Genomic DNA, 16086 nt, shown 5'->3' on the forward strand with positions numbered 1-16086 from the left:
CGGCAGCATCGCGCGCTCATATCCTTGACCCGACTATGGAACCGATTCGCAGACCATGAGCCAGACCTTCACCACCGATTTCCTTGTGATCGGCGCCGGCCCGGCGGGTTTCACCGCGGCGATCTACGCCGCGCGTGCGAACCTCAAACCGATGCTGGTGGCAGGATTGCAGCCGGGCGGTCAGCTCATGATCACCACGGATGTCGAGAACTATCCGGGCTTCGCCGAAGCGGTTCAGGGCCCGTGGCTGATGGAACAGATGCAAGCCCAGGCCGAGCATGTCGGCACGCGAATCATCCACGATCTGATCGTCGAATGCGATTTCTCGGCCCGCGCGCCGGGCGAGCCGTTCCGCATGGTCGGCGATTCGGGCGACGTGTTCCTGGCCAAGACGGTGGTGATCGCCACCGGCGCGCAGGCGCGCTGGCTCGGTCTGCCGTCGGAAAGCCGCCTGCATGGCGCAGGCGTCTCGGCCTGTGCCACCTGCGACGGGTTCTTCTATCGCGGCAAGCAGGTGGCCGTGGTCGGCGGCGGCAATACGGCGGTGGAGGAGGCGCTCCACCTCACCCATCATGCCGACCACGTGACGCTGATCCATCGTCGCGACAGCCTGCGCGCCGAGCGTATTCTCCAGGATCGCCTGTTCGCCCACCCGAAGGTCTCGGTGCTGTGGAACAAGACGGTGGAAGAGATCACCGATAGCGGCACCCCGCCCGTGGTCAGCGGCATCCGCCTGCGCGACACCCAGGACGGCACGGAGTCGACCCTCGCGGTGGACGGCGTGTTCATCGCCATCGGCCACACCCCCAACACGGCGGTGTTCAAAAGCCAGGTCGAGCTCGATTCCGAGGGCTATGTGGTCACCGAGCCCGGAACGACGCGCACCAGCGTGCCCGGCGTATTTGCGGCCGGCGACGTGCAGGACAAGATCTACCGGCAGGCCGTGACCGCGGCAGGCTCCGGATGCATGGCGGCGCTCGATGCGGAGCGTTTCCTGGCCGGCATCCCGGCGCCTTCTCCCCTCGAGGCGGATTCGTCCGCCCCCAACGCAGCCCGGGCGGCGGCGGCTTGAACACGGTCCGCATCTCCGTCATGCGGACAGGAAGCAGGAAACGATGAGCATGGATTGGGACAAGCTGCGGATTTTCCACGCCGTGGCGGAAGCGGGCAGCTTCACCCATGCGGGCGACGTGCTCAATCTCAGCCAGTCCGCCGTGAGCCGGCAGATCTCGGCGCTGGAAGAAGCGTTGCAGGTGCCGCTGTTCCACCGCCACGCGCGCGGCCTGATCCTCACCGAGCAGGGCGAGCAGATGAACCGCACGGTGCGCGACGTCTTCGCCAAGCTGGCGATGACCGAAGCGTTGCTGACCGAAAGCAAGGAGAAGGCTGCAGGCCGGCTCAAGGTCACCACCACCACCGGCTTCGGCACTTCCTGGCTCACGCCGCGCCTGCCGCGCTTCCTGGAAGCGCATCCGGACATCTCGATCACCCTGATCCTGGAAGACAGCGATCTCGATCTCGGTATGCGCGAGGCCGATGTGGCGATCCGCATGCATCCGCCGCGTCAGCCCGATCTGGTGCAGCGCCATCTGACCGACATCCAGCTTCAGGTCTGCGCCGCCCCGTCCTACATCGCCAAGCACGGCACGCCGGCCACGGCCGAGGATCTGGACAAGCACCGCCTGCTGATGTTCGGCGCCTATCATCCGCCGGTCGCGGACGTGAACTGGCTCGCCGCCTTCGGCCGCTCCAACGGCCAGAAGCGCCAGCCGGTGTTCGAGGTGAACAGCCTTACCGCCCTCGCGGACGCGATCGAAGCCGGCCTCGGCATCGGCTCGCTGCCGCACTACATGCTGATCGACCGGCCCGGTCTCCAGCGCATTATGACCGACATCAAGCCGCCGACCATCGAGGCCTATTTCGTGTATCCGGAAGAGCTTCGCACCTCGAAGCGCGTCGCCGTGTTCCGCGACTTCCTGCTCGCCGAAATGCCCGCCCGGGCCTGATTTCCGCCGAGCAGCGACGAGTCCGGCCGGCCATCCCCTCGGGATGGCCGGTTTTTCGTTACCCCACCCCGATCCCGGCCGATGCCGCCCCGTCCCCGCCCGACATCGCCGGCGGACGCCGGATCTGCGGCGACAACATTTCCCGGTCCGGCCAGTGCGGCGCCACGCCCGGCATGGACGGCACCAGAGCCTGACGGTTGCGCGGCAACGCCTCCGGGCATTCGGCGATGATCCGGTCCAGCATCTTCTCGCGAATGTCGCAGCGCAGATCCCAGCTCTGCAGCGCGCCGGACGCACCGGCGATGATTCGGATCTTCTTGGTCACCCCGTCGCTGTCGGCCACCTGGCACGCCAGCACGTTCCGGTCCCAAAGCGGGCAGGTCTCGATCACCTCGTCCAGCATGGCGCGGATGCGATCCATCGGCGCCGCATAATCGAGATAAAGGAACACGGTGCCGATCAGCGCCGCCGAGTTATGGGTCCAGTTCTCGAACTGGTTCTCCAGAAAGAACGAGATCGGCACGATATGCCGGCGCAGATCCCACACGCGCAGCACAACATAGGTGCTGGTGATCTCTTCTACCCAACACCAATCGCCGTTGATGATCACCAGATCCTCGATCCGGATCGGCTGGGTGATGGCGATCTGGATGCCTGCCAGCAGATTGGTTAGCAAAGGCCGCGCCGACAAACCCACCACCAGGGACGCGGCGCCGGCCGAAGCGAACAGCGACACGCCGTACTGCCGCACTGAATCGAACGTCATCAGCGCCACGCCCACCGTGACCAGCCCGGCCAGGATCTCCAGCATGCGGCGCAGCATCCGCACCTGGGTCTGGTGCGAGCGCAGCGCGATATCGTCCACTGGCCCCTTCGCGGCGATCCGGCCGAGATAGGCGTCGGTGAAGGCATGCAGGGCGATGCGAATCGCGTTGCCGATCGCCAGGATCATCATCACCGCCAGCACTTTCGCCATGATGGCGCTGGTCGCGATGGAAAAACTGGTGGCGGGAATGGTCGCACCGACCATCACGATCACCAGCATCAGCCGCGCGGTGCGGCGGATGCGGCGCATGAAATTGCGCACGAACGCCCCGCGACGTTCCCCCGGCAGACGCAGGATCGCGTCCATGATCAACCGGTCCACCAGAAGCGCGCAGGCGAAGGCGGCCAGAAGCAGAAGCACGGAGAAGACCGGCCCAGGCAGCCAGTCCACCTGATGCCGAAGACGGGACAGAATGGTGACGTAGTCGTTCCGCACGCGCTGGACCCACTTCCCCGCGTCTGGCGCGGTCATGCAGACGCCGCCATCCTCCGGGGCGGGATGGAGACCGGATTGCTGCAATGCAGCATGGCCCGGGGAGTTGCAAGAATCAGGACATCGTTCCGCAAGCGGTGGAAAACCGCCCCTGACCGCCGACGCCGGTTTCGCGTGGCGACCAATCCCCGATGCGGGGGAAGCCCGGCGACCGTCGGGGCCGCCGGGGGTCGCCGGTCAGCCGGCGGCAGGCTCCTCCAAACGCACGATATCGTCCTCGCCCAGATACGAGCCGCTCTGCACCTCGATGAGGGTCAGCGGGATCCGGCCCGGATTCTCCAAACGATGCACGCAACCGAGCGGCAGGTAGACGCTCTCGTTCTCCCGCACCAGGATCTGCTCGCCCTCGCGCGTCACCAGCGCCACGCCGGCCACCACCACCCAATGCTCGGCGCGATGGAAATGACGCTGCAAGGAAAGGCGCTCGCCCGGCTTCACCACGATCCGCTTCACCTGGAAGCGCTCGCCCTCGATCAGCCCCTCGGTGAACCCCCAGGGGCGATAGGAGCGGTTATGCGCCACCGCCTCGTGCCGCCCGGCGGCACGGAGACGGTCCACCACCTTCTTCACGTCCTGCGCCTGGTGGCGATGGGTCACCAGAACCGCATCGTCCGTCACCACCACGATCGCATCCTGCAACCCGGTCACGGCGGTCACGATGCCGTCCGAGCGCACATAGCAATCGCTGGTGTGCTCCAGAAACACGTCGCCGATCGCCACATTGCCGTCCGCGTCCTTGGCGCTGATGTCCCACAGCGCGTCCCAGGAGCCGACGTCGGACCAGCCCAGATCGGCCGGAACCACGGCCGCATGCGCGGTGCGCTCCGCCACCGCGTAGTCGATCGAGATGTCGGGTGCTGCGGCGAAGGATGCCGGGTCGAGCCGGGTGAAATCCAGATCAGTTCCGCGCTGCCCGACGGCGCGCTCCGTCGCCGCCAGAACCTCCGGCGCATGCAGGCGCAGCTCCTCGATCAGCGTCGCCGCGGTGGCCACGAACATGCCGGAGTTCCACAGATGCCGCCCGGTCTCCAGCAGCTCCTGCGCTCGAACCGCATTCGGCTTCTCCGCGAACGCGGCCACGGCATGCACGCCGTCACGGCCCGGAACTGGCGCGCCCACCTCGATATAACCGTAGCCGGTCTCGGGCCGGGTCGGCTTCATGCCGAACAACACCAGCTTGCCGTCGGTCGCGGCGGACACGGCCAGCGCGAGCGACTCCGCCAGCGCGTCGGTGCGGGCGATGGCGGCATCGGCGGCCATCACCCACAGCACCGCGTGGGGATTCGTTTCGGCCACCAGAAGCGCGGCAGCAGCGATGGCAGGTGCCGAATTGCGGCCCACCGGCTCCAGCACGATTCGCGCATCCTCGATCCCGGCGGCACGAAGCTGCTCGGCGATCAGGAAGCGATGCTCGTTGTTGCAGACAACCATCGGCGGCGCGAAGCCGGCACCCACGCCGCGCAGGGCGGTTTCCTGCAGCATGGTGCGATCCGACACCAGCGGCCAGAGCTGCTTCGGAAACGAGGCGCGCGAGACGGGCCAAAGGCGCGAGCCGGAACCGCCGGACAGAATGACGGGAACCACGGTCACCGTGGCGGCGGGCGTTGCGGGGGGCGCAACATCGAAACGGTCGGACATGGGATCAGATCGGCTTGTGCGCACGGTCCAGAAGGCGGCGCAGCAGGCCGGGCTTGGCGTTCTCCGCCTTCCGGCCCGGATCGGCCTTGCGCTTCGCCTCGGCGATCGCTTCGCGCTCGGCACGGGCGCGGCGGTCCTTCTCCGCCATCCATTTCTCCAGCCCCATCCCGGCCTTCTCGGCACGGCGGGTCTCGTAGGCCAGCTTGCCGCTCCCCTTGCCCGAGGGCGACGGCACCGCAGCCCCGCCCTTGACGGGGGACGGCTTCGCCACCGGCCTGGGCGCCGGAACCGGCGTGACGGATTGCTTGTTTTTCTTGCCGAACATCGTGGTTCCTCCCGCCCTTGGGCCGGCTCGGGTTTTCCCCCGTCGCATCACGCCCGGCAAGCCCTCGTCGTCCGGCAGCCCTGCCTCAGCCGTGAACGGCCGCTCCGGCGTGCCACACGCAGCGATCGCCGGCATGGGCGAAGAACACAGCCTGGCTGGTCGGCGCGAAATAACGGGCCTTGTGGCGATTCGCGGTCAGACGCTCGTTGCGATGTGGCTGGCTCAGCAGGGTGCAGCGCACGAGGCTGCCACCCAACGGGCGATGCGGCATGCGCAGCGCGACCCGCACCGGATGCGCGGAGTGGCGGGCGGATAGAGTGTGAGCGGCGCCATGGTGAGCGATGGCCGCCGCCGCATGGCCGCTCATCCGCGCCGAAGCCGGCTGCGCCGCAAAAGAGGCTGCAACAAGCAGTGCGGTCAGGGGAAGGCGCATTTTTTGGACCAACCAGGCGTGCATCATGCTGGAAGAACGATACAGCGCCAGGAGCCCCACAGTCTATGAACAAAGAGAGAACTGATTCGGTTCGTTAACCTTGTTGCAGCAAGAGCACGCCTGTTGCTGAACTGCATCTGAGCTGTGAATTCGTTACGGAATCGTGGTGTGACGCCCATGCAGGAACGGCACCCGAAAGCCCAACCGGCGGGTCCAGCGCAGTTCTCCCGGTATGCCGGGATCGAGCAGGCCGTCCGGCCAATGACCGACACCGGAGATGTGCAGGGACCCGACGAAAGGTCGGCTCAGTGCGACGAACCGCCAGCCCTGCTCGTCCGGGAGGGCACGAAAATCCCGGATCGATTGCAGTTCTCCGAGCGAGTCGCGCAGCGTGATATGACCGAAATAGCTTTCATCCCAGCCCGGCACTGGGCCCTTTATCTGCACCATCCAGGCAGGCGTCTCGGCCTTCGCCGGCAACGGAACGAGCCGGAGATCGGCGATGAGCACGGCAACCAAACTCGCCAGAACGGCAGCCCGGAAACCGGAGCGGTGCGGCCCCGCGGCAAGCTGCCGAATGAGGAGCCAACCGAACAGCATCATGCCCGGGAGCGCCCATTTGAAGTAATGGACGTTGTTGTACCGCCACAGACCCGATGGAATCAGATCCACATACGAGAAGAACAAAGCCGAGTAGCAGACGATCATCGCCGCCAGCAGCAGAGCGAGCCGCAACGCCAGCCCGCGCACGAGCCAGGGCAAGGCCAGCAGGCCGCCGACGCCCGGGATCAACCAGACCAACATCGCCATCATGCCCGCCCCGTACGGGAACCAGGGCTGCGGCGACACGAGCAGCAGATAGGTGCGCCAGCCGAGCGTGCCCCAGTCGAAGCCGAGCGCTATGGAATTGCGCATGTAGTCACCGGGCGCGGCACCATGGATGGCGAACCACAACCACGCCGAGGGTGCGAACGCCAGACCGCCGCCGAGCAGTAGCGAGGCGGCGTCGGTCCAGCTCAGCCGGCGCATGAACAAACCTGTCGCGCCGGCGCCAATGGCCCAGATCACCACGAGCAGAGCATCCGTGGGCCGGGTCACCGGCATGAATCCCGCGATCGCCCCCAGCGCCACCATCCGCCCGAACCGATAGACGGGCACGTCGCCCACCCGCGACAAATGACGCGCGGTCAGCCCGAGCAGCCCCCAGACCAGGGCGGCCGACAAGGTCGTGTTCCACGGCTCGGCCCAGACGCCCCGGATCGGTTCGATACATGCGACGGCATAGAAGAACAGCAGGGACGCCACACTGCGCCCCACTCCGAGCGCACGCGCAAAGGCCAGGAAGCCGAACAATGCCGCCAGGACACACGCCAGATCCGGCAGCAGATACGGATGCAGACGCGACAAGACCGTGAACGGCGCGCCCAGCATCGCGTAGCCGATCGGATACCAGTGATGATCCGGCGCAAGGTCGCCCGCCGCTAGTGAGTGCGCCGACAGGATGTATTGCGCCTGGTCCCACCAGCCCCACCACCCGTTCGGGAAGCGGCCGTGATTGCCCGGCACGGCAGGGTCGCCGATATAGGACAGGATCAGCCGCAGCGGCAGCAGCAGCGCGACCAGAACCGGCACCTGATGCCAGAGACGCAGAAAAGGGTTCGCCGACTCTAAGGGCGCCCCCTGAACCTTGGACGGCATCATGCCTCTTTCCGGAATCCGCGACGGGCGTTCCGTATCGGTACAGAGGCTGCGCCCGGCCGACTTATCGAACCGCACGCCCCGAAACAAGCATCTCGCCATGTCCCTGTGCTGCGGACAGAGCGGTCAACGCCCGCGCCGGTTCACCCGCTCGCGCAGTTCCTTGCCGGCCTTGAAGAACGGCACCACCTTCTCGTCCACCGAAACCGGCTCGCCGGTGCGCGGATTGCGTCCGGTCCGGGCGTCGCGCTGCTTCACGGTGAAGGCGCCGAAACCGCGCAACTCCACACGTTCGCCGCGTGCCAGCGCCGCCGACACCTCGTCGAAGATGGTGGACACGATCAGTTCCACGTCGCGGCTCTGCAAATGGGGATTCGCCGCAGCCAGCTCGTCGATCAATTCCGACTTGGTCATCCGAGCTCCTTCTGCGCCCTCAAGGCTGCCAGAGCGACACGGCACCGTCAAGCGCAACCCCTTGCGCGGAAAGGACTTTCGTTGAAACTCCACTCGGAAGCGTATCGAGTGCGCCGCTCATCGCATCCGCCCCCAGACCACGCGCCAGACCGCTGATCCGCCCCCGCAGCCAGCCGCGCTTGTGCCGAGGCTGCAACGGTTCCACCCTCATATCTTCCGGGATCGAGCGGTTCTTCGCCAGCCATTGACGCGCCTCGCGCTCACCGCCGATGGCGTCGATCAAACCGAGCCCCAGCGCCTGATGCCCGGTATAGGGCCGCCCATCCGCCAGGGCCCGAACGCGGGCCTCGTCCATGTGACGCCCCGACGCCACCATGGCGACGAACTGGTCGAACAGATCCGTCACCACGCCCTGCAGCATCGCCCTGCCTTCCGGCGACAAGGGCTTCACCACGCTCGGCTGCCCTTTCAACGGACCTGAGACCAGCTCGTCCACCGACACGCCGATCTTGCCGAGCAGGCCGGACAGGTCCGGGCTCTGCAGGATCACGCCGATCGATCCGGTCAGCGTGGCGTTGGACGCGTAGATCCGTGCCGCAGGCACGGCGATCATATAGCCGGCCGACGCGGCGACGCCGCCCATGGTCACCACCACCGGCTTCTTCGCGGCGAAGCGCGCGATGGCGTCGTGCAGCGACTCGCCGCCCGATACCGAACCGCCGGGACTGTCGATCGCCAGGATCATGCCCTTCACGCTGCCGTCGTCGGTCGCCCGGTCGATCTCGTCCAGGCGCTTGCGGTCCTCGGCGATCACGCCGTCCACACGGAGACGTACCAGATGCGGCCCGGAGAGGGTACCATGCCCGCCGACGCCGATCCGTGCCGACAGGAGCAGCATCCCCACCAGCAGAACGATCGCGCCCACGCGCCACCACACGAGCCGGCGCTTCAAACGCATCCGGTCCAGCAACAGATCGGCGTCGAGACTCATGCGATGGTTCCAGCCCGTGCGTCGGCGAGCCTATGGTGGAAGACGGCCGCTTGGAAAGCCGGAATACGGCTCGTTGCGGCGGCCGGGGAGCACAGAAACGCCATGCCCGATATGGAACAGGATCTGCGCGCGATCCTCGATGCACAGCGCACGGCCGCCGCAAAACGGGGCGAGCCGTCCCTGAGCGAGCGACGCGCCCATCTCTCGGCGCTCGATGACCTTCTGTCCGATGCTGCCGACCGTTTCCACGACGCGATCTCGGCCGATTTCGGTCATCGCGCCTATCCCGAAACCGTTCTGGCCGAGCTGGTGCCGCTGCGGGACGCGATCCGCTACGCCCACACCCATCTGCGCTCCTGGATGCGCCCGAAGCGCGCGCGCGTCGGGATGACGTTCCAGCCCGGACGCGCCTGGGTGGAGAAACGCCCGCTCGGCTGCGTCGGCATCGTCTCGCCCTGGAACTATCCGCTGTTCCTGTCTGTCGGGCCGCTGGTGGACGCGCTCGCCGCCGGCAACCGGGTGATGCTGAAACCCTCCGAAGCCACGCCGCGCTTCGCCGCCCTGCTGAAACGCGAACTGGCGCGCATCTTCCCGGCCGACCGCGTCGCCGTGGTGGAGGGCGATGTCGACACAGCACGACGCTTCACCGCCCTGCCCTTCGACCATCTGATGTTCACCGGCTCCACCCGTGTCGGCACGGCGGTGATGCGCGCGGCGGCGGACGGGCTGGTGCCGGTGACGCTCGAACTCGGCGGCAAGAGTCCGGCCATCGTCGCGCCGGACGCACCGCTCGACCGCACCGCGCATACGATCATGGTCGGCAAACTGTTCAATGCCGGTCAGACCTGCATCGCACCGGATTACGTGCTGGTGCCGGAGGATCGCGTGGACGCATTCGCCGCCGCCTGCCTCGACAGCGCGGCGGCCCTTTATCCGCACATCGCCAACAACGACGATTACAGTAGCATCATTTCGCAGCAGCATCTCGACCGCCTCCGCGCCATGGTGGAGGAGGCCGGCGATGCCGGCGCGCGGATACGGCGCGACATCAGCCACGCGGCGGAAGCATCCGACGCGGAACGCTCCCATCGCATGGTGCCGACCCTGCTTCTGGACACGCCGGACGGCGTCTCGGCGATGCGGGACGAGATCTTCGGCCCGGTGCTGCCGATCGTCGGCTATCGCTCCCTGCCGGACGCGATCCGCTACGTGAACGCCAGACCCCGGCCCCTGGCGCTGTACGGTTTCACCGACGATCCGGCGACCGAACGGCACATCCTGTCGCGAAGCCTGTCCGGCGGCGCCACCATCAACGGCACGCTCTTGCATTGCGCCCAGACCGCGCTGCCGTTCGGCGGCATCGGCCCGAGCGGCACCGGCGCCTATCACGGCAAGGCCGGATTCGACCGCTTCTCGCATGATCGCGGCGTGTATCGTCAGGGCCGTTTCAGCGGCTTCACCCTGATGGCACCACCGCATGGTGCGCTCACGCGCATGATGCTGCCCTTGATGCTGGGCACATTCGGCAGAAAAGACAGCCGCTGACAGTCACAAAAGAATATCGGTCGCGTCATCGAAGTATCGGTTCGTCGAACGGCATCGCGCGACCGGAAACACCGTCCCGGTCGGGTGACGCCGCCTGCCCATCGCGGGGCCTCCACGACCGGCGTCAGGACCCCGAAACGAAAACGCCCCGCACCGAAGTGCGGGGCGTTCATCTGTTCGGATCCGATCCGGATCAGCTCTTGCGACGACGGCCCGGCTTGGCGGCGGCCGGCTCGGCGGTCGCAGCCTCGGCGGCGACGCGGCCATCCTTGCGGCCCAGACCGATCTGGCGCGCCAGGGCGGAACGACGCTCGGCGTAGTTCGGCGCCACCATCGGATAATCCTGCGGCAGACCCCAACGCTCGCGATACTGTTCCGGCGTCATGTTGTAGGCGCTCTGAAGATGCCGCTTCAGCATCTTCAGCTTCTTTCCGTCTTCGAGGCACACGATATAGTCCGGGAAAACGGAACGCTTCACCGGCACGGCGGGCTGCGGCTTCTCGGGCTCCGGCACCACGGCGGTCACGCCGGTGAGTGCCTGATGCACCTGACGGATCAGAGCGGTCAGACCGTCGGCAGGTACCGTATTGTTAGATACGTGAGCAGACACGATCTGCGCCGTGAGCGCGAGTATTGCCTGGTTGTCTTCTTCAGCCATGTCCGCATCCGTATTGCTGTGGTTTTGCTCCCTCTACAACAAGAAGCACCAAGATCGAAAGCACCCACTCAGAATAAATCGCGAGACGATTAACGTCCGGTCATCACAGTTCCGTCGCCGACATCGGCATTCGCACCGGCAGGACCGGTTCCGGCCACCCCGACCGAGGTCGGCGTCGGCATCATCGCCGGCAGCGGACCGTCGGCCAGAGATCCCGCACGCGGCGCAGGTGCAGGCGCGCCGATCCCGAGTCCGTCGCCGGACCGGCACGCGGAGAGACAGAACAGCGCGACCAGCAAACCCGTGGTGACATAACGATGATTCGGCATCCGAGCGCTCCGGTGAAGATCAGCGTCAGCAACGATTCCCGCACGCGCCCGGTTCGACGCCGGATATGTTTCTTCCAAACCGGCGCCGTCCGAAACACCGCATGACGCCAGGGTATGTTCTTGTTATGTTCTTCCTTATGTCCGCCGACCCTTTCTTTTCCGGACCGCCTGCCGGAAACAGCTACCGCGATCGCACCCCGCGGCTGCGCGACTGGGTGACGCCTATTTCCGGCATGGTGCGACTCGCGCGCTGCCAGGGCTGCGGCCATGCAGCACCCCTGCCTGTGGCGCAGATGCTGCGCCGATTCGACGGACGCACGCCGCTCGCCGATCTCGCGGCGCGCATGGTGTGCTCGCAATGCGGCGGCCGGGCGATCGAGTTCAGGCTCAGCCGGCTTTGCCAGCCGGGCTGCCCACGTCAGCGCGGCTGAACCCTCAAACCACCAGCGATGCCAGCAGGCAGAAGATCAGGCCGAACGCCGCGATCAGCGTTTCCAGTACCGACCAGGTCTTCACCGTCTGCGACACGGTCAAACCCAGATATTCCTTGATCTGCCAGAAACCGGCATCGTTCAACGGCCCGAACGCCACCGAACCGGCGCCGGTCACGAGGACCATCAGCTCCGGCGCGGCGCCGCCCCCATGCACCAGGATCGGCCCCATGATGCTGGATGCCGTCGCCATCGCCACGGTGGCCGACCCCGCCGCCACGCGCACCACCACCGCCAGAAGCCAGGCCAGCACCAGGAGCGGCATATGGATGGTCAACGCCGCATCCGTCACCACCTTCGACACGCCGCTATCCACCAGTTCGCGCCCGAACCCGCCGCCCGCACCGACCAGCAGCATGATCAGCGCGGTCGGCCCCAGACACTCGTTGGTGAAGCGCAGCACCGTGTCCTGAGAGAAGCCGCGCGCGGTACCCAGAACGTAGAACGACATCAGGGTCGCCACGAGCAGGGCGATGTCGGTGTTGCCGAAGAAATGCAGCAGCGTGTTGGCGGTCGTGTGCGGCGCGCTCACGCTGTCCGCGGCCGAACCCACCAGCATCAGCACCACGGGCAGCATGATGGTCGCCACCGTGACCGAAAAGCTCGGCATGTTGTCCGGCGGCGTGCTGCGCACGAACTGTTCGGCCAAAGGATTATGCTCGGTCAGCGGCACGCGCGCGGCCGCGAAACGCCCGAACAAGGGCCCGGCGATCACCGCGATCGGCGTGCCGATGATGATGCCCCAGAGGATCGTCTTGCCGATATCGGCGTGATACGCGCTCACCGCCAGCAGCGCCGCCGGGTGCGGCGGGATCAGCGCATGCGTCACCGACAAGGCCGCCCCCATCGGCAGCGCCACGCGCAGCAAAGGCGTGTCGGTGCGGTCCGCCAGCACGAAGGCGATCGGGATCAGCAGAACGAAGCCGATCTCGAAGAACACGGGCAGCCCCACCAACAGCCCGATCACCATCATCGCCCAGTCGACGCGCTTGCGCCCGGCCGCGCGCGAGATGGTCTGGGCGATCTGATCGGCACCGCCGGACTCGGTCAGCATCTTGCCCAGCATGGTGCCGAGCGCGATCACGGTGCCGACATGGCCCAGAACATGCCCGGCCCCGGCCTCGAACGAGGCCACGACCTTGTCCGCCGGCATCCCGGCGATCAGCGCAACCGCCAGGGAAATACATAAGAGGGCGATGAACGGATTGAGCCGCAGACGCGAGATCAACAAGACGATCGCGACGATGGCAGCCACGATCAAACCGACGGCGAACAGAACGCTCATGGCCGTTTCTCCGCCCCTTCGGGCTATTTCATTACACGATGTAATTTAAAGCGAGATCGAGATGCCGCCATCCACGGTCAGCATGTGCCCGTTGACGAAACTCGACGCGTCCGAGGCCAGGAACACCGCCGCCCCGATCAGTTCCTCCACCCGTCCCCAGCGCGCGGCCGGGGTGCGCCGGCAGAGCCAGTCGGTGAAGGCCGCATCGCGCACCAGCGCGTCGTTCATCTCCGTTTCGAAATAGCCCGGCGCCAAACCGTTCACCTGCAGGCCATGCTTCGCCCAGTCGGTCGCCATGCCGCGCGTGAGGTTGCGCACGGCGCCCTTGGTGGCGGTGTAGGGGGCGATGTTCGGGCGGGCGAGTTCGCTCTGCACCGAACAGATGTTGATGATCTTGCCGGCGCCGCGCCCGATCATGAACCGCGCCACCGCCTGGGCGGCGAAGAACACCGCGCTGATGTTGGTGCTGAGCAGCGTGTCCCAGTCGGCGCGGGTGAAGTCTTCCAGCGGCGCGCGTCGTTGCAGCCCGGCATTGTTGACCAGGATGTCGATCGGACCCTGCTCGCGCTCGATCCGGGACACGGCCTCGGTGACCGCCGCCTGATCGGTGACGTCGAAGGCGGCGGCATGGGCGACGAAGCCGTCGGCCTGCAGCGCGGCGCGCGCCTGTTCGAGCGCGTCCGGGCTGCGGCCGTTCAGCACCACCTCGGCGCCGTGCCCGGCCAGGCCGCGGGCCAAGGCGAGACCGATGCCGCGCGATCCGCCGGTGATCAGGGCGCGGCGTCCGCGCAGGGAGAACAGATCGGGCGTCGGCATGGTCGTTCTACCTCGAGATCGCGAACGGCTCAGCCGTACATGTAGGCCAGACCGTTTCGGAAGATGGCGGCGACGATCAGCACCAGCACGGTGGCGAGCACGATCGCCACGGCCCAGTCGCGCGGGCGCATCGGCGTGCGGTCGTCGGGATCAAGCGCCATGCGACAACCCCGCCCAGCTTCTCACCAGTGCGCCGCATTCGCCGACGGTGATCACCGCCAGAACGAAGGCGATGGCGGCGGCGACCAGACGGTCCCGCCGCGTCCACGGCGTTTCGGGTTCATCCGCCTCGCGCCATTCCGGGGGCGCGCCGAAGCTGTCGAATGGCACGATCAATGGCCGGAGCGGGCCGCCCCATGCTGGGCGTCATCCTTGCCGGTGCCGACCACGGGGGTGATGACGCAGGACCGTCCGCCCGGCACCGGAAGGGTTCCCGTCTGACCCGGATTGGCCGGATCGGGGAACTGGAGCGTGGCGACGCCGCCGCCGTTGCTGGACAGAACGGAGACCTGGCTGGCGCCGGCCAGCATCAGGCTGTTGTCGCAGGTGACGGAGAGGGTCGGCGGGCCAGGATCGGAATGACCGCCGCAACCGGCCAGAAGCAGAGCCGTGCCCAACAGGGCAACCGGCGCCGTTGCGAACCTGCTTCCCTTGAAACCTGTTCCCGACACACGCACCACCCGCTCTCCCTCAAACGGCGTTTCTTGATGGTCGAGCGCTAGCATCTGCCCCCTTCCATCGCAACCGAGGCCTGTCCGTCGCGAGCGGGTGTCGCTCCGGCCTCATTCTGCGGATCCTGCCGGCCGGGACGCGAACGATGTCGCGGCCCCGTTTCCGCAGGTATCGGCATGGCACGCTTGAGGCCGGCGCGCGCTCAGGCGAACGCCACCGCCGCCGCCTCGTCGCACAGGGCCGGATCGGGGCGCCGGCCGGTATAGAGCACGAACTGTTCCACCCCTTGCAGAACCAGAACGGCATCGCCGGTGATCACCTGCTTGCCAGCGACGCGGGCGGCGCGGATCAAGGGCGTTTCACTGGGGATCGCCACCACGTCGAACACGGCGCGGGCGCGGGCGATGGTCTCAGGCGCGAAGGCGCAGGTCTCGCTTTCGGGGCTGCCCGACATGCCGAGCGGGGTGACGTTGACCAGCAGATCGGCCTCCGTCCCCTGCTCGGTGGCAGTCCAGCGGAACCCGGCGGCATCGGCCAGAGCCCGGCCGGTCTGCGCGTTGCGGGCCAGCAGCGTGGCGTCGCGGAAGCCCGCATCGCGGAAGGCGCAGGCGACGGCGCGGCCCATCCCGCCGCTGCCGCGCAGAAGCAGGCGCATGTCCGGGGTGAGCCCGTGCTGCGCGATCAGGCTGCGCACGGCGATGTAGTCGGTGTTGTAGCCGCGCAGCCGGGGCGACACGGGGTCGAGATCGTTGACGATGGTGTTGACCGCGCCGATCGCCGCGGCGGACTCGTCCAGATCGTCTAGCATCGGGATGCAGGCTTCCTTGAACGGCATCGAGATCGCACAGCCGCGAATTCCGAGCGCGCGTATGCCGCCCACTGCCGCCACGAGATCGGTAGTGGTGAAGGCCTTGTAGAGAAAGTCGAGCCCCATCGCCTCGTAGAGATGGTTCTGGAACCGCGTGCCGAAATTGCCGGGACGGGCGGACAGGGACATGCAGAGCAGCGTGGACTTGCTGATCGGGGGACGGGGCATGGATCGGTCCTCGATGATGGTGCGCCGGGCTTGTCCGGGAGGCGATCCAAGGAGTCTGTAGCGGACTCGGCGCATCGACCGAAGCTCCGGCGGGCCGCCCACATGCTTGTCCACAGAAATTGTGGATCGAATCGAGCTGGCGGACAGGCGATCGCCCGGCAGAGGGCTCTGTATCCAGCCAGAAGATGACGGTCGCGGCGATGCAGAGTCCGGAAAAGGTGTGGGCGCAGCAATCGCAGCGGATCGCGATGCGCCTCCAGGCCTTGAGTCTGCCGGACATAGTCTCCGACCCTGTGGCGCCGTCGATAGAGCAAGCGGTCCTGGGGGGAGTGTTTTACGCGCCCGTATGAGCGGGACGCACGGGAAGATGCCGTACTCTGTGAGATGACCATGACCGCACTGGTCGAGGTTGAGGATCACACGTCGATCCT

General features: G+C 66.9%; 19 protein-coding genes. 4 read left to right on the forward strand and 15 right to left on the reverse strand.

Annotated elements, in window-relative coordinates:
- Positions 1-55 precede the first annotated feature (55 nt).
- Both trxB and ACZ5BM_RS05620 read left to right on the forward strand, forming a co-directional pair.
- Entirely contained in the window at positions 56-1072 is a 1017-nt protein-coding gene (trxB, locus tag ACZ5BM_RS05615) for an NAD(P)/FAD-dependent oxidoreductase (RefSeq protein WP_498910452.1), read from the forward strand.
- Positions 1073-1121: 49 nt separating this feature from the next.
- Positions 1122-2006, forward strand: a complete 885-nt coding sequence (locus tag ACZ5BM_RS05620) for a LysR family transcriptional regulator (protein ID WP_498911506.1) — start codon at positions 1122-1124, stop codon at positions 2004-2006.
- A 58-nt stretch (positions 2007-2064) separates the two neighbouring features.
- Here the strand turns inward: ACZ5BM_RS05620 and ACZ5BM_RS05625 are convergent, their stop codons facing one another.
- The 7 genes from ACZ5BM_RS05625 to sppA all read right to left on the reverse strand — a co-directional run bounded on the left by ACZ5BM_RS05625 (position 2065) and on the right by sppA (position 8823).
- The gene (locus ACZ5BM_RS05625) at positions 2065-3267 is read right to left on the reverse strand and encodes a mechanosensitive ion channel family protein (RefSeq protein ID WP_498911508.1); all 1203 of its coding nucleotides are present in this window, start codon (positions 3265-3267) and stop codon (positions 2065-2067) included.
- Between the two features lie 234 nt (positions 3268-3501).
- On the reverse strand, positions 3502-4962 hold the full coding sequence (locus ACZ5BM_RS05630) for a glycosyltransferase family protein (protein WP_498910454.1): 1461 nt from the start codon (positions 4960-4962) through the stop codon (positions 3502-3504).
- Between the two features lie 4 nt (positions 4963-4966).
- Entirely contained in the window at positions 4967-5287 is a 321-nt protein-coding gene (locus ACZ5BM_RS05635; protein WP_498910457.1) for a hypothetical protein, read from the reverse strand.
- Positions 5288-5372: 85 nt separating this feature from the next.
- A complete protein-coding gene (locus tag ACZ5BM_RS05640; RefSeq protein WP_498910459.1) occupies positions 5373-5720 on the reverse strand; it encodes a hypothetical protein in 348 nt (115 codons plus the stop codon).
- A 153-nt stretch (positions 5721-5873) separates the two neighbouring features.
- On the reverse strand, positions 5874-7421 hold the full coding sequence (locus ACZ5BM_RS05645) for a DUF2339 domain-containing protein (protein ID WP_498910461.1): 1548 nt from the start codon (positions 7419-7421) through the stop codon (positions 5874-5876).
- A 123-nt stretch (positions 7422-7544) separates the two neighbouring features.
- Positions 7545-7832 carry an integration host factor subunit beta gene (locus ACZ5BM_RS05650; RefSeq protein ID WP_498910462.1) on the reverse strand — a complete coding sequence of 96 codons (288 nt, stop codon included), beginning with the start codon at positions 7830-7832 and terminating at the stop codon, positions 7545-7547.
- A gap of 19 nt (positions 7833-7851) precedes the next feature.
- Positions 7852-8823 (reverse strand): S49 family peptidase, encoded by a 972-nt coding sequence (gene sppA, locus ACZ5BM_RS05655; RefSeq protein ID WP_498910464.1) that lies wholly within the window; start codon positions 8821-8823, stop codon positions 7852-7854.
- A 102-nt stretch (positions 8824-8925) separates the two neighbouring features.
- On the opposite strand from sppA, the gene ACZ5BM_RS05660 reads away from it, so the two are divergent.
- Entirely contained in the window at positions 8926-10368 is a 1443-nt protein-coding gene (locus tag ACZ5BM_RS05660; protein WP_498910466.1) for a coniferyl aldehyde dehydrogenase, read from the forward strand.
- Between the two features lie 193 nt (positions 10369-10561).
- Here ACZ5BM_RS05660 and ACZ5BM_RS05665 read toward each other — a convergent pair whose 3' ends face one another.
- The gene (locus tag ACZ5BM_RS05665) at positions 10562-11026 is read right to left on the reverse strand and encodes a Ros/MucR family transcriptional regulator (RefSeq protein ID WP_498910468.1); all 465 of its coding nucleotides are present in this window, start codon (positions 11024-11026) and stop codon (positions 10562-10564) included.
- Between the two features lie 89 nt (positions 11027-11115).
- Positions 11116-11355, reverse strand: coding sequence for a hypothetical protein (locus ACZ5BM_RS05670; protein WP_498910470.1), 240 nt, complete (start codon positions 11353-11355; stop codon positions 11116-11118).
- Between the two features lie 137 nt (positions 11356-11492).
- Here ACZ5BM_RS05670 and ACZ5BM_RS05675 point away from each other — a divergent pair, with 137 nt between their 5' ends.
- Complete coding sequence (locus tag ACZ5BM_RS05675) at positions 11493-11786, forward strand: hypothetical protein (protein WP_498910472.1); 294 nt, start codon at positions 11493-11495, stop codon at positions 11784-11786.
- A gap of 4 nt (positions 11787-11790) precedes the next feature.
- Here the strand turns inward: ACZ5BM_RS05675 and ACZ5BM_RS05680 are convergent, their stop codons facing one another.
- The 6 genes from ACZ5BM_RS05680 to ACZ5BM_RS05705 all read right to left on the reverse strand — a co-directional run bounded on the left by ACZ5BM_RS05680 (position 11791) and on the right by ACZ5BM_RS05705 (position 15655).
- Entirely contained in the window at positions 11791-13131 is a 1341-nt protein-coding gene (locus tag ACZ5BM_RS05680; RefSeq protein WP_498910473.1) for a GntP family permease, read from the reverse strand.
- Between the two features lie 45 nt (positions 13132-13176).
- Complete coding sequence (locus ACZ5BM_RS05685) at positions 13177-13947, reverse strand: Rossmann-fold NAD(P)-binding domain-containing protein (protein ID WP_498910475.1); 771 nt, start codon at positions 13945-13947, stop codon at positions 13177-13179.
- A 29-nt stretch (positions 13948-13976) separates the two neighbouring features.
- The gene (locus ACZ5BM_RS05690; protein ID WP_498910477.1) at positions 13977-14108 is read right to left on the reverse strand and encodes a hypothetical protein; all 132 of its coding nucleotides are present in this window, start codon (positions 14106-14108) and stop codon (positions 13977-13979) included.
- On the reverse strand, positions 14098-14277 hold the full coding sequence (locus ACZ5BM_RS05695) for a hypothetical protein (protein WP_498910478.1): 180 nt from the start codon (positions 14275-14277) through the stop codon (positions 14098-14100). The genes ACZ5BM_RS05690 and ACZ5BM_RS05695 overlap by 11 nt, the downstream gene beginning before the upstream one ends.
- Positions 14278-14279: 2 nt before the next feature.
- On the reverse strand, positions 14280-14564 hold the full coding sequence (locus ACZ5BM_RS05700; RefSeq protein ID WP_498910480.1) for a hypothetical protein: 285 nt from the start codon (positions 14562-14564) through the stop codon (positions 14280-14282).
- A gap of 257 nt (positions 14565-14821) precedes the next feature.
- Positions 14822-15655 (reverse strand): shikimate 5-dehydrogenase, encoded by an 834-nt coding sequence (locus tag ACZ5BM_RS05705; protein ID WP_498910482.1) that lies wholly within the window; start codon positions 15653-15655, stop codon positions 14822-14824.
- Between the last annotated feature and the right edge of the window lie 431 nt (positions 15656-16086).

Source organism: Lichenicola sp. GTC18331, from assembly GCF_055386855.1.